At 50.9% G+C, this 13,013-nt stretch carries 12 protein-coding genes; 8 read left to right on the top strand and 4 right to left on the bottom strand.

The genetic code is table 11. From position 1 onward, the window contains the following. Positions 1-53 precede the first annotated feature (53 nt). The 7 genes from IE073_RS02520 to IE073_RS02490 all read left to right on the top strand — a co-directional run bounded on the left by IE073_RS02520 (position 54) and on the right by IE073_RS02490 (position 8,161). Positions 54-1,736, top strand: coding sequence for a M28 family metallopeptidase (locus IE073_RS02520; protein WP_189580886.1), 1,683 nt, complete (start codon positions 54-56; stop codon positions 1,734-1,736). Between the two features lie 29 nt (positions 1,737-1,765). Next, positions 1,766-2,476, top strand: coding sequence for a hypothetical protein (locus IE073_RS02515; RefSeq protein ID WP_189583706.1), 711 nt, complete (start codon positions 1,766-1,768; stop codon positions 2,474-2,476). Then, positions 2,419-3,630: a glycosyltransferase family 10 domain-containing protein gene (locus tag IE073_RS02510; protein ID WP_189580884.1), complete on the top strand. Its 1,212-nt coding sequence runs from the start codon at positions 2,419-2,421 to the stop codon at positions 3,628-3,630. Before IE073_RS02515 ends, IE073_RS02510 begins: the two co-directional genes overlap by 58 nt. Before the next feature lie 111 nt (positions 3,631-3,741). Next, the gene (locus IE073_RS02505) at positions 3,742-6,372 is read left to right on the top strand and encodes a M1 family metallopeptidase (RefSeq protein WP_189580882.1); all 2,631 of its coding nucleotides are present in this window, start codon (positions 3,742-3,744) and stop codon (positions 6,370-6,372) included. After that, positions 6,373-6,882 carry a DUF6702 family protein gene (locus IE073_RS02500; protein ID WP_189580880.1) on the top strand — a complete coding sequence of 170 codons (510 nt, stop codon included), beginning with the start codon at positions 6,373-6,375 and terminating at the stop codon, positions 6,880-6,882. 54 nt (positions 6,883-6,936) lie between these two features. Next, on the top strand, positions 6,937-7,566 hold the full coding sequence (locus IE073_RS02495) for a glutathione S-transferase family protein (RefSeq protein WP_189580878.1): 630 nt from the start codon (positions 6,937-6,939) through the stop codon (positions 7,564-7,566). 175 nt (positions 7,567-7,741) lie between these two features. Then, positions 7,742-8,161 (top strand): VOC family protein, encoded by a 420-nt coding sequence (locus IE073_RS02490; protein ID WP_189580875.1) that lies wholly within the window; start codon positions 7,742-7,744, stop codon positions 8,159-8,161. A gap of 6 nt (positions 8,162-8,167) precedes the next feature. Here IE073_RS02490 and IE073_RS02485 read toward each other — a convergent pair whose 3' ends face one another. The 4 genes from IE073_RS02485 to IE073_RS02470 all read right to left on the bottom strand — a co-directional run bounded on the left by IE073_RS02485 (position 8,168) and on the right by IE073_RS02470 (position 12,349). After that, positions 8,168-8,848: a DUF2461 domain-containing protein gene (locus tag IE073_RS02485; protein ID WP_189580872.1), complete on the bottom strand. Its 681-nt coding sequence runs from the start codon at positions 8,846-8,848 to the stop codon at positions 8,168-8,170. A 1-nt stretch (position 8,849) separates the two neighbouring features. Then, positions 8,850-9,977 (bottom strand): zinc-binding dehydrogenase, encoded by a 1,128-nt coding sequence (locus IE073_RS02480; protein WP_189580869.1) that lies wholly within the window; start codon positions 9,975-9,977, stop codon positions 8,850-8,852. Positions 9,978-10,643: 666 nt separating this feature from the next. Then, positions 10,644-11,279 (bottom strand): hypothetical protein, encoded by a 636-nt coding sequence (locus IE073_RS02475; RefSeq protein ID WP_189580867.1) that lies wholly within the window; start codon positions 11,277-11,279, stop codon positions 10,644-10,646. A gap of 200 nt (positions 11,280-11,479) precedes the next feature. Then, on the bottom strand, positions 11,480-12,349 hold the full coding sequence (locus tag IE073_RS02470) for a pirin family protein (RefSeq protein WP_233349742.1): 870 nt from the start codon (positions 12,347-12,349) through the stop codon (positions 11,480-11,482). Between the two features lie 29 nt (positions 12,350-12,378). On the opposite strand from IE073_RS02470, the gene IE073_RS02465 reads away from it, so the two are divergent. After that, positions 12,379-13,011: a glutathione S-transferase family protein gene (locus tag IE073_RS02465; protein ID WP_189580865.1), complete on the top strand. Its 633-nt coding sequence runs from the start codon at positions 12,379-12,381 to the stop codon at positions 13,009-13,011. Positions 13,012-13,013: the final 2 nt, after the last annotated feature.

The following is a 13,013-nucleotide window of genomic DNA, read 5'->3' as shown; positions in this document are numbered from 1 at the left end:
GCAATATCCAATTATGAATGAGAGCAATTACATCCCATTTTGCGGAGCCAAATATGTCTTATTTCAGAAACACCGCGCGTCTAGCGGTTCTTTTAACTTCAACTGCGATACTCAGCGCCTGCGCTGGCGAGAGTGTCAACGTTCCGCAGACAGATCTAAATGCTACATCTTCCGCGTCAGACCTCAGTCGTCGAATCGAACGCCTTGCAAGCGATGACTTCGAAGGTCGAGCACCGTCGACGCCAGGTGGGAAGGCTGCTTCGCAATACATCGCTGATGAAATGAAGAATGCTGGCCTTGCTCCAATGGGCGAAAACGGAACATTTTTCCAATCTGTGGAGTTGACCGCGGCAACTGTTCTGCCGACGTCGACGATGACGATCCGAAATGGTGATGCTGTTTTGGTCGATGCAGACCAAAAAACAAACGGCGTATTTTGGACTAAGCGCATTGATCCCGAAGTTACCGTATCGAATTCCGACCTGGTCTTTGTAGGCTATGGCGTCAACGCACCCGAGTATGGTTGGAATGATTACGACCGGATCGATGTTACAGGAAAGACAGTCGTGATGCTCGTCAATGACCCTGGGTTCGCTACAAAAGATGACGCTCTCTTCAAAGGCAACGCCATGACTTACTATGGTCGCTGGACGTATAAGTACGAGGAAGCGGGTCGCCAAGGCGCCGCTGCCGTCCTTGTGATCCATGATACAGCACCTGCTAGTTATGGATGGGATGTTGTTTCTGGAAGCTGGACGGGTGAGCAATATGATCTCGTCCGTCCTGATGGCGGCAAGTCCCGAGCAAATGTCGAAGGCTGGCTCCATTTAGATACTGCAACGCAAATCTTTGAAGCCGCGGGCTTAAACCTCGCGGAGCAAATGTCTGCCGCCGCATCGAAGGACTTTAAGGCTGTTGACCTGACAGGTCTGCAACTCGACGCCGACATTGAACAAGACGTGAAAACAACGACATCACGGAATGTGGCAGGCGGAATAAAAGGCAGTGAAATGCCTGATGAATACGTTCTCTACATGGCGCACTGGGATCACTTAGGTATGAGTGAGGATGTTGATGGCGAAGACAAAATTTTTAACGGCGCCGTGGACAATGCAACAGGAACAGCCGCAATTATCGAAGTTGCTGAAACGATGGTCGAACGAGGCGCGCCGAAACGCTCTGTTCTCTTTGTCGCTGTTACAGCCGAAGAGTCAGGCCTCCTTGGATCAGCTTATTATGGCGCGAAACCGCTTGTTCCCCTCGCCCAAACTGTAGGCGGAATCAACATTGATGCTATGCTCCCAGTTGGCGAAACCAAGGACATGAAAGTCATTGGTTTTGGCTCCAGCGAACTTGAAGACCTTCTTAAAAAACAGCTGGACAAACGCGGTATGTATGTGGTGCCTGATGATAAACCAGAAGCCGGGTACTTTTATCGTTCAGACCACATCAGTCTTGCGAAATTGGGTGTGCCAATGCTCTATGCCGATCCTGGCAATAACCACGTCACGAACGGCCTGACCTATGGCGAGAAATTCGCCAAAGAATACACCGATGAGCGATACCATAAACCTGGCGACGAATATGACACAAGTTGGGACATGAGCGGAATTGTTCAAGCCACTGATATCATGTTAGATATGGGCTATGATTTGGCGAACTCTGATCAATGGCCTAATTGGTACGATGGTACAGAATTCCGTGGATTACGCGACGAGATGTTGGCAGACAAATAAGCTTAGCAATCGTGCAAACCGTCATCTGTATGAAATGGGGAACGCGCTACGGCGCGGACTTCGTCAATAGGCTCCATGCTGCGATATTGCGCAATACTGCGCGCCCGACGCAACTCGTCTGCCTAACGGATGACCCAACAGGAGTAAATCCTAACGTCCGCTGCGAGCCCATACCTGACATCAACCTACCGGATGAATTGGTCGTTACACCATGGCGAAAACTTGTACTTTGGAAAGATGGTATAGCGGGCCTGTGTGGTGACATTCTCTTTCTGGACCTAGACCTCGTCATCACAGGTAGTCTTGACAATATGTTCGACTTCGAACCAGGCCGGTTTTGTGTCATCGAGAACTGGACGCAACCAGGTAAGGGAATTGGAAATACCTCATGCTTCCGTTGGCCCGTTGGGAAACATAGCTATATCTTCGATAAGCTTTCAACAGAGCGAGACCGTATTCTTTCTGACTACCGCATTGAACAGGTCTATATTTCTCGCGAAGTCGACGACATGGTTTTTTGGCCGCGTCTTTGGTGCGCAAGTTTCAAACATACCTTACTGCCGCGCTGGCCAATGAATTTTTTTAAAGCCCCTGCCCTTCCTTCCGAAACCAAAATTGTCGCATTCACGGGAAAGCCCGATCAAGATGAAGCAGCTGTCGGCAAATGGCCCGTCACGACTCCATGGAAAAGACTTTACAAACACGTGCGTCCCACGGCTTGGATCACAGAGCATTGGTAAAACGAATTAAGTTTCTGAGTAAAACGCCATTGGATAGAATGGCACCGCTTTGGGAGTCACTCATTCCAAATGGCGGTTACGAGGACGTAGCTTTCATCTTTAACCCAGACGAGCGGGATTACGACTTTTTAGTGGTTTATGAGGACCTGCCGCCACTTTCCGGCGAACGGAAAATTCTGCGAAGTGAAAAACTCACCTGCCCGAAAAAACATACGCTTTTGATTACAACCGAACCTAGTTCCATTCGCATTGATGGGCTAAATTACCTCTCCCAATTTGGTGAAGTTTGGACCAGCAGGCCATTGGATTGGAAGTCAGTTTTCTATCTTGATCGGCGAGGATGCAGGGTGAGTAACTTACCGACAGCAACACCAGATCCGCTCAGCAGTCGCCAACGGACCCTTTACCAGCAACGTCTGCAAAAGACTCATCCGCCTCCGCTTCGCTGGTTTTATGGGCGAGATATGGAAGGAAACGATCACCTGACACTTGATGAGCTCAGCAGAGATAACTCCATCAAAACGCGAAATCTTTCGACCGTAACGTCAAATAAGGCGATGAAACATACCGTCCACGCAAAGCGCCTCGAATTTGTGACGGCCCTCAAAGCACGCTTGGGCGACGACTTATCGCTGTATGGTCGCGGGTTTAAATCGGTCCGGGACAAGTGTGAGGCGATGTCAGCCTATCGCTACCACATTGCGATAGAAAACCACGTGCAATCAGGTCATTATACAGAAAAGCTGACGGACTGTTTTTTAGCTTTAAGCCTTCCGTTTTACTTCGGCGCACCGGATTACGACAGGTACTATCCACGTGAGGCCGCTATTCCGATTGATCTTTTCGACCTCGACAGAAGTGAAAGCATCATCCGCGAAGCCACTGCATCTAATCAATATGAAAAACGATTACCGTCCCTTCAGAAAGCGAAGGAAATCGCGATATGCATGTCCAATCCTCTCTTCAGAGCCCAGCATTGGGCCCAACGAATAGATGAGGAAGACGCGACGAAAGAACTCGTTTCGCTGAGTGGGGAGAATGTTATTCACGGACGTCACGCTTTTCGACGGGCCCACCCCATACGGGCAGTTCAAGATGCCGCGTATCGAGCGCGCATGAAGCGGCACCGCTCTTCTGCGGCAATTCAGCCGTAATGGGCGCGAAGTCGAATAGATTTTTCGCTCTTTACGGGAATTTAGTAGGATTCTGCAATGTGCAAGGTCTACGTCCAATTCAGACTTTTTCAAAGACTTCGGGAGGCCCCTATGGCCGGCATCACAAACGCACTCAAATTTGCCAGTGTTACCACAATCGGCGCTATCGCGACTTTAGCTTTCGGTACGCAAGCATTTGCCAACGACGGAACCAACGCAGAAGGTCCTGCAGGTTCGGCAGGGGACGCAGTGGCGAAATTTCGCCAGCTTGATCACCTACTCCCGTCTCCGAATATTTACCGCAGCGCTTCAGGTGCGCCAGGCCCAGGATATTGGCAGCAGCGCGCCAGCCATACGATGGACATTCGCTTGGACGAAGACGAGCGACGCATCTTTGCCGAAAGCGATATTGACTACACAAACAACTCTCCCGACCCACTCAATTACATCTGGTTAGCCTTGGATCAGAACCGTTTTAAAGATGGTTCCCTCGAACGTCGTTCTGCAACGGCCTCCGCCGTTGGATCTCGTCGCGGTGACGGCGCAGGTGGCGACGACCGCTACTCATTCTTCGCCTTGCGCAAAGAGCAAGCCTTCGAAGACCGTCAATATGGTTTCGAATTTCAAGCTATTATGGACGAAGATGGTAAGGCTTTGCCTTATGTCATCAACGATTCCATGATGCGCATTGACCTACCCGAACCCTTGGAAACAGGCGAGAGCATCACAATCCAAGTTGATTGGGAACATAACATTCTAGACGAAGTTTCTATCGGGGGTCGTGGCGGATACGAATATTTTGAGGAAGATGACAATTACATCTTCGGAATGGCGCAGTGGTTCCCTCGCCTGGCAGCCTATACAGATTACACGGGGTGGCAAAATAAGCAGTTCTTAGGTCGTGGTGAGTTTACTCTCGAGTTCGGAGATTACGACGTCAATTTAACTGTACCAAGCGATCACATCGTTTCCGCAACGGGTGAGCTAACAAATCCGCGTGACGTCTTGACGGCGAAACAGCGCCAACGCCTCGAAAATGCAGGTACAGAAGAACCGATTTACATTGTCACTCCCGATGAAGCCGCCGAGAACGAGAAGTCCAAGGCCCGTGGAACGAAAACCTGGAAATTTAGCGCTGATAACGTTCGCGATTTCGCGTGGTCTTCTTCCCGTAAATATATTTGGGACGCGATGAAGTTTGAACAGGACGACGCCGAACATCCGGAAGTCTTGGCGATGTCCTTCTTCCCAAAGGAAGCCGACCCCATCTGGTCGAAATATTCCACGCAAGCCGTGGTCCACACTATGGAAGTCTATAACAAATTCGCCTTTAACTACCCTTATCCAACCGCCCAATCCGTAAATACATGGGAACGCGGCGGCATGGAATATCCGATGATTACGTTCAACGGGTACCGTCCATCGGAGGACGAAAAGTCAGGGGAAGTCGTTTATTCTCGTAACATTAAATACGGCCTGATTGGCGTTATCATTCATGAAGTCGGGCATATCTACTTCCCAATGGTCGTGAATAGCGACGAGCGCCGCTACACGTGGATGGACGAAGGCCTTAACTCCTTCCTTGAATACATGGCCGAATATGAGTGGGAAGAAGATTTCCCGATTAGCCGCGGCATGCAAAACCCACTGGACGTAATTCCGTCGTACATGACCAGCTCCAATCAGGTGCCAATCATGACGCAATCCGATAGCGTTTTGCAATTTGGTCCTAACGCCTACTCCAAGCCTGCGGCCTCCCTGATTGTCTTGCGCGAAACCGTTATGGGCCGAGAGCTGTTTGATTTTGCATTCCGTGAATATGCCAACCGTTGGAAGTTCAAACGCCCGACACCCGCTGATTTCTTCCGGACAATGGAAGATGCCTCGGCTGTCGATCTCGACTGGTTTTGGCGCGGTTGGTACTATGGCACAGATCACGTCGACATGGCGTTGACGAGCGTGCGCGAGTATCAAATTTCCACAAATGATCCCGATATCGAAAAAGACATTAAGCGCGAAGAAGATGCCCTCAACCGTCCAGAAAATATCACGCAACGTCGTAATCGTGACGAAGGCATTACCCCTCGCCTGAAGCGTTATTCTGATCTTGAAGATTTCTACAATGAGAACGACAAGTTCACTGTCACGAACGCAGATCGGAATAAGTTCAAGAAATTTTACGACGGTCTCGAAGATTGGGAGCGGGCAGCATATGACCGCGCCATGGACGACGGAAAATACCTATATTTCGTCGACTTCGAAAACATCGGTGGACTGATTTCGCCTTTGCCTGTGACAATTCGTTATGAGAACGGCACTTCCGAAGAGCAGATGATCCCTGCTGAAATTTGGCGTCGTAACGCTAAGAACGTCACCAAACTGTTCGTTCTAGATAGTCGCGCCGTCGGGTTTGAACTGGATGTCGCCCACCAAACGGCAGATGCCGATTTCTCGAACAATGCATATCCGCAGCGTATTTCGCAGAGCCGCATTGATTTGTACAAGTCCAGCAGTTCGTCCTCCTCTATGATGGCTGACATGTTGCGTGAGCTACATTCGGAAGAATCGGACGAAGCCGAATCCAACTCGAAATCTGTTCCAATGGGCGATGCCAAATCTAAGGACGACTCAGAGGACGCAACAGAGAAGCAAACGGACGACATATCCGAGGACGAAGATGAGGCAGAAGACAAAAAGTCGACGCTTCGCAAAACCCTCGAGCGCATGTTGGAGCGCCGTTAAATGCTGACGCGCCGTGGTACCTTTGCAGCGCTAAGCCTGCTCGCCATGGCGACCGTCGCCTTTGCGTCGCCTGCGGCGGCGCATGATGCGCCACGGGTGGAGACTGAGGTCTCGCATCGGGCTGACGGGCAGCTAGAGGTCGTTCACGTGCTGCAGCTCTCCGCGGCGCAACGTCTGCTTCACAAAGCTGGGATCATTGAATCCAACGATATTTCGGGCTTACGCGCACGTGCGCAAGCAGCCCTTTACAGCTCTAAACGATTTGACCTCTTTGCCGACGACGTCCTTGTCCCGCTAGAGATACTGGGCGCCGAAGTTGGCGGTGGGCATCTTTACATCTACCAAACTGGAACCCTTGCGACCCTCCCTCAGACGTGGTCAGCGCGGAACGCAATTTTACGCGATCTGAGCCCCCGATTTGATAATGTCATCAACGTCCCGACAACCAATGGCACGCAGTCAATTGTCTTCAGCGGCAGCGATATGGATGCCATAAATTCAACGAATTAGGCCCATTCAAAAATTCTTCTTGCGCCTTTCCCTGTACGGTTGCATCACCAAGCCATGTTAATTGTACACCATCTCAATAATTCCCGTTCTCAGCGTATTCTTTGGTTACTCGAGGAACTTGGGGTCGACTATGAAATTAAACATTACGCACGCGATCCTGACACGAATCGCGCGCCTGCTGAACTGAAAGCGGTCCATCAACTCGGGAAAAGCCCGGTGATAGAAGATGATGGTTTGATCGTCGCCGAAACGGGCGCGATTATCGTCTATCTTCTCGACAAATATGCCGATCATAATCTGCGCCCCGAAAAAGGGACGCAAGAATATGTCGACTATGTTCACTTCCTGCATTTCGCCGAAGGTTCGGCAATGTTGCCCATGCTACTGTCGCTCTACACCAGCTATCTTGGTGATGCGGCCGCGCCGCTGCAACCGATGATCATGGCCGAAATCAAAGGCATTTTGGACTATTGCGAATATCACCTGATCAGCAAAAAATGGTTCGCGGGCGACCATATGACAGGCGCAGATATTCAGATGATCTTCCCACTGGAAGCCATGAAAGCGCGCGGACGCTTGAAAGGCTATGACGCTTGCAACGAGTATGTCGAACGCATTCACGCCATGCCGGCCTATCAGCGCGCCTTGGAAAAAGGCGGCGAATACGCGTACGGACCGAAGTAATGCGTTTAGCCATCAGAATTTTTGGGGTCCTTCTTCTGGGCCAAGTTTTCCTGCATGTTCTATTTTACTGCGTAAATGGATTTTCTGAGGGCTTTGCTGGACTAGGGGCAATTTTTGACGCCGATCTTGTTAGATTGACAGTTGGTCTAATCGCCATTTACGTGACGCGAAGATAATGAAAGCCAAAGTCTTTCATCTGGCGGCCCCCATCCTGGATAAGGAAACAACTCGGGCGTTCTACGGTGATCTTCTCGGGTGCACACAAGGCCGCGAGGCTGAGCGTTGGATTGATTACGACTTCTTTGGACATCAACTAAGTTTTCATTTGGCGGATATGTCCCATGATAGCGAACCCACGAATGCCGTGGATGGGAAAGACGTCCCCGTTCGTCATTTCGGCGCTGTGCTTGAGTGGAACGACTGGGAAGCGCTAGCTGATAAGCTTCGCGCGGCGGGAACAGAGTTCATTATCGAACCCTATATTCGGTTCGAAGGCGAAGTCGGTGAACAGGCCACAATGTTCTTCATGGACCCAAGCGGCAACGCGCTGGAGTTCAAAAGCTTTAAGGATGAGTCGCAAATCTTCGCGACTTAGACCGGCCTAAACTTTCGGCTTATCCACGCTGACTAACCCAAATTCCAACACAGCTGTCGTAGCTTTGACGAAATCCACGACAGTTTCCACGACACCGTCGCCCTTCCAATCGTTTCGTTTCATCGGACGTGTGACCATGAAGTTTTTCATACGGAGCGCCCACGCCAATTCGTGATCCGCTTTATCGGTGAAACCGCGTGGCATATTTGTCAGGCTGCTTTCGGTTCCGAATTCTAAATCATGTTTAGCGAGATCTTCGACAAGCGTCTTAAAGCGATCAGGGTCCTCTAAGATACGATCTCTGATGGGCCCCATGCGTTTTGCGGTGAGGCCGAAGTAACCCGCACCTAAACGCCCACCCGAAGGATCGAGGCGGAGATAGACTAGACCGCCCTGCTCGTTTTTCAAACCCGACCGGGTGAGCGTTCCGCTGACGTGATAATTATAGGGGTCTTTGTTTTTGGCGAAACGCACATCGCGGTTTAGCCGAAACATTGTTTGTTTTCCGCCCGATAATCGGACGGAATGATCTGATAATTCCTGCGTGGCGCAGACCAGCAGAAAGGCAAATGGGTCTTGGCAATGTTCCTTGATCTCCGCCTTATTGGCGTGAAACCATTCGCGATTATTGTTGTCGCGAATGCCCTCTAGGAGCTGAAATGTTTGTGCCGAGAACCCAATTCCCACATTAGAGCCCAAGTTGCGGGTTAATCAGGAACTTTTCACCTGTTTTCTTGGCATTATACCGTTTCACAACGTCAGCATCCAAAGCTTCAGACAGGGAAATCTCGTCTGTGTAGTGACTTTTGAACGTCGTGTGCAGCTCTGCCGCCACGCGCTTACGTAAGCGTACAGCTGTTTCCATGCCGGCTTTAGCGAGGAAGTTTGGCAGCAACCAGCCCCCAACACCCCAAGCCATACCGTAAGCCCGGTCCAATTTTGTTGGGCTGAAGTCCAAGCTCCCATAGAGATAGACTTGCTTGTGCGCGACGGAGCCATAAATCGAATATGCACCCGGAGTACGCGCTGCTGCAGCTTCCATCGCCGTCAAAATCTTGGAGGCCATGTCACCGCCACCGATGGCGTCAAACCCGAGCGTTGCACCCGTTGCGTGGATCGCGTCCGTCAACTGCATGTGAAAATCATCATCGCTGGAGTTCACGATATATTTTGCGCCCATGTCTTTGAGCAATTCCACTTGCTCGCTTTTGCGAACGACATTGACGATTTCAATACCGTCTGCCTGACAGATACGGTTGAGCATTTGGCCAAGGTTTGACGCGGCCGCGGTATGGACAATCGCTGTATGGCCTTCATTCTTCATCGTCTCGACGAAGCAAAGCGCGGTTAGTGGATTGACGAAACAGGATGCGCCATCTTTGGAGGTTGCGCTCTCTGGCAGGGGAAGCGCAGTCATCGCCGGAATGGCGCGATAGCCCGCATACATGCCGCCGCCCATGACAGCAACGCGTTTACCCATCAGGGATTGCGCGTAATCATCGGAACCGGCCGCGACCACTACGCCTGCGCCTTCATTACCGACTGGCAAATCTTGCCCTAGACGCGCCTTCATGCGCGACAATCCACCAGGGGCCAGCGGTGCGCGTAACACGCGGTCTGCACCCTCGCCCGTGGATGTCGCCTTAGAAATATCGGCCCAACCAAACATAACACCGTGATCAGAAGGATTGATGGGGGTCGCTTCAACTTGGACGACGATTTCATTGTCTTTTGGCGTCGGCATTTCACGCTCAACCAATTTCATTTCGAGCCCGTCAGTTGTGACGGTGGAGAGCATCTGATGGTATGTTGTCATGCGAAGGAACCCTGTTCTGTTTAAGTGTCGTACCTACGTGGGATGAACAGGGTTCAGGGTCAAGACGCCGACGCGCGAGTTCTCTGTGTGAGTAGCGGACATGCGAAAATGTTTGCTGCCACCGTTGAAACTATTGTTTCAACTGGATGAGACAGCCGATAGGCGAAGTCCTTGAAAATGGGACTGTCCGCGTGGTCGATATTCGCGATGGAATACCAAAGTATTAGTTTTGTTTTACGCGGAAATCAGGAGTTGGGTTGTAATGCCAACTCGCCACGCGGCAATGGTTTTTGATAGAACGGTAACGGCTGGTCATAGTTGCACGTCGGAGCCTGCCTTCCAGACCCGGACACGCAATGTCGTGCGCTCGCTCTAAAAGTCCCAGCATCTCTTCGGTTCTCACACCAAAACGCTCAGACCCACCGTCCTCCGAACCAGTCAATGCAATTTGTCGAAGACAAAATGCATAGTGTGTATTTTGCTTTCAGCAAATTACACTAGGTGAGCTCCTACCTGTCCCGTGTCCGAAAGAACTATTTAAACATAGAGGTAAAATGGAAAGCGGGGATCAGGTTTTTAAGAATTGCCATTTCATGAAGGTTCTGGGCAGGTACAAACAAGGATCGAATTGGAAATCCACCATATCGCCCAAATCCTGTCGCTATTTTATTTACGGGTTAGCGTCTGATCATATCTTTTGAACCAAGTTTTTCCGGAGTTAAGGGACTCTTCCATCACGACCTTATAAGTGTCCTTATTCATCGAGTGTCGCGTGTAACGCTGAAGGATCACCGTTCCATCTGCGGTGCGGTGGGGGTCTGAGAGGGTAACACCCGTCAGGGGATCTTGATGCATTTTCCAATACACCCCATTATCGGCCATGTTGAAGGTGACGATTTGATTATCGATCGCGTTAAAACCGCGGATACCCGAGCTGCGGTGTTTGAGTTTCGGAACCACATTCGTCATCTTTTGAGTGTGGTCACCTAAGAGCGGACTATAGGCGACTTTACCTTCCAATGTTGAGGTTTGGTTGCCCGCCGAATCATACATTTCCCAAATTGAGTCCCACTCTCCTTGTTGATACGCAAAAAGATCAAGAGCGACCTGTTCAATTTCGGCAGCACTGGGCGTAGACAGATCTGCAATCACCACTTTCGCGTCGGACACGTCAGCGGGCCGGTCTTCAACGATGGATTGGGAACCCGTCTGCGGGGTCGCGTGTGCCTGTTCCAACGCGGAGACAGCTAGCAGGCCTACGCCCAACCCCATTTCGATGACTAAGTTTGATAGATGCTTCATACTCCGCGCTCCTCTGTGCACTTACCGCCAGACAAGTTCTGGCGTGAGCGTTCACCCGAGGGGTCAGACCTAATTTTAGGCGCGCAATATCAATTTTTTAAAGGCTTCGGCGACAGGTAGATGTCGCAAGGTTGCGCTCCATATCCTCCGTAAACGACATCATATGCGTAGCACAAAATGCTTAGAAAAGCAAATTTGCGCTATTCTGGCAGAGAAATGAATTCCTCATCATCCCCCGGGACTGTAGGAAAATTGCCTGCTTTCCAGTCAAGTTTGGCCTTTTGAATGCGCGACTTTCGGCTGGATGCAAAGTTCCATTCCAGGTGTCTTTGTCCCAGATTATCGCCGCCAATCAACGCAAAACGTGTGTCCTCTTTTGCCGTCAGAGTTTTCGCGCGATCATTCAGAACTGACATCGCGAAAAGGGGCGCGTCTTCTCCGTCAATACTTGCCGCGCCCTTAACGACGTAAACCCCACGCTCTTGCGCCTTTGGTAAATCGAGACTCTGACCCGCTGCCAAGTCCGCTTCGATATACAGATTTGGCGAAAAAGTTTTGACGGGCGACGTGACGCCATAAGCGCTGCCCATCATAACGCGGATAGTCACACCGTTCACATCCACTGACGGAATATCGCTGGCAGGATGGTGATAGAATGCTGGCTCTGTCTCTTCATGTTCCTCGGGTAGCGCATGCCAGAGCTGTAGGCCGTGCATCCTATAGCCTGTTTTGCGCAGCTCATCCCGCGTGCGCTCGGAATGGGTAATCCCCTTACCGGCCACCATCAAATTAACGCCACCGGGTTCAATCGCCAGCGCATTTCCCAAACTATCGCGGTGAAAGACTTCGCCCTCAAACAGGTAGGTGACTGTTGCCAAATTGATATGTGGATGCGGTCGAACATTTATGCCCTCGCCCGGCGCAAAATCCACGGGGCCAAAGTGATCAAAGAAAATCCACGGTCCAATCGCCCGTTGTTGAATAAACGGTAGCGCCCGCCGCACCTCGAAATCACCGATATCTTTCGCTCGGGGCTTCAGAACAGACTTGATTGCGGCGGTATCAGACATAGGGTGGCTCAAACACATGAGGGAAAACAATGATTAAACTATATGATTGCACGACAGCGCCTAGTCCACGGCGGACTCGTATGTTTTTAGCAGAAAAAAACATTGAGCATGAGAATATTCAAATTGACCTGACCAAGGGCGAGCAAATGAGCGACGCCTTCCGCAAAATCAATCCGGGCTGTACTGTTCCCGCACTTGTCACAGAAGACGGCGTGACACTAACCGAAAACGCGGGGATCGCGGCCTATCTCGAAGCGCTCTATCCTGAGGTTCCGTTGCTTGGCACAACGCCGATGGAAAAAGCGCAAATCGCGACTTGGAATTGGCGTTGTGAGATGGGTGGATTGATGTCGGCCGCCGAAGCCTTACGCAACAGCTCCCCCGCGATGAAAGATCGTGCTTTACCAGGGCCCAAAAATATTCCGCAAATTCCAGAACTGGCCGAGCGTGGCCTGATGAAACTTGGATGGTTTTTCAAAACCTTGGATCGTCAACTTAGCGCAAATAAATATGTCGCTGGCGACAGCTATTCAGTCGCGGATATCACGGCCACTGTGGTTGTCGACTTTGGCCGCTGGGTGAAGGTCACACCCCAGGAAGACCAAACAGCCCTGCTCGAATGGCATGGCCGTATGAAAGCGCGTCCGAGCTACAAGGCCTGACT

Origin of the sequence: Litorimonas cladophorae (genome assembly GCF_014652455.1) — a bacterium.
GTDB classification, from domain to species: Bacteria; Pseudomonadota; Alphaproteobacteria; order Caulobacterales; family Maricaulaceae; genus Litorimonas; species Litorimonas cladophorae.
This window is presented reverse-complemented; position numbering and strand designations above follow the sequence as displayed.

Coding starts and splice junctions, on each gene's coding strand:
- IE073_RS02515 (WP_189583706.1), top strand. CDS start 1,766: ATGAAATGGGGAACGCGCTACGGCGCGGACTTCGTCAATAGGCTCCAT.
- IE073_RS02490 (WP_189580875.1), top strand. CDS start 7,742: ATGAAAGCCAAAGTCTTTCATCTGGCGGCCCCCATCCTGGATAAGGAA.
- IE073_RS02480 (WP_189580869.1), bottom strand. CDS start 9,977: ATGACAACATACCATCAGATGCTCTCCACCGTCACAACTGACGGGCTC.
- IE073_RS02500 (WP_189580880.1), top strand. CDS start 6,373: ATGCTGACGCGCCGTGGTACCTTTGCAGCGCTAAGCCTGCTCGCCATG.
- IE073_RS02470 (WP_233349742.1), bottom strand. CDS start 12,349: ATGTCTGATACCGCCGCAATCAAGTCTGTTCTGAAGCCCCGAGCGAAA.
- IE073_RS02520 (WP_189580886.1), top strand. CDS start 54: ATGTCTTATTTCAGAAACACCGCGCGTCTAGCGGTTCTTTTAACTTCA.
- IE073_RS02505 (WP_189580882.1), top strand. CDS start 3,742: ATGGCCGGCATCACAAACGCACTCAAATTTGCCAGTGTTACCACAATC.
- IE073_RS02495 (WP_189580878.1), top strand. CDS start 6,937: ATGTTAATTGTACACCATCTCAATAATTCCCGTTCTCAGCGTATTCTT.
- IE073_RS02465 (WP_189580865.1), top strand. CDS start 12,379: ATGATTAAACTATATGATTGCACGACAGCGCCTAGTCCACGGCGGACT.
- IE073_RS02510 (WP_189580884.1), top strand. CDS start 2,419: ATGGAAAAGACTTTACAAACACGTGCGTCCCACGGCTTGGATCACAGA.
- IE073_RS02475 (WP_189580867.1), bottom strand. CDS start 11,279: ATGAAGCATCTATCAAACTTAGTCATCGAAATGGGGTTGGGCGTAGGC.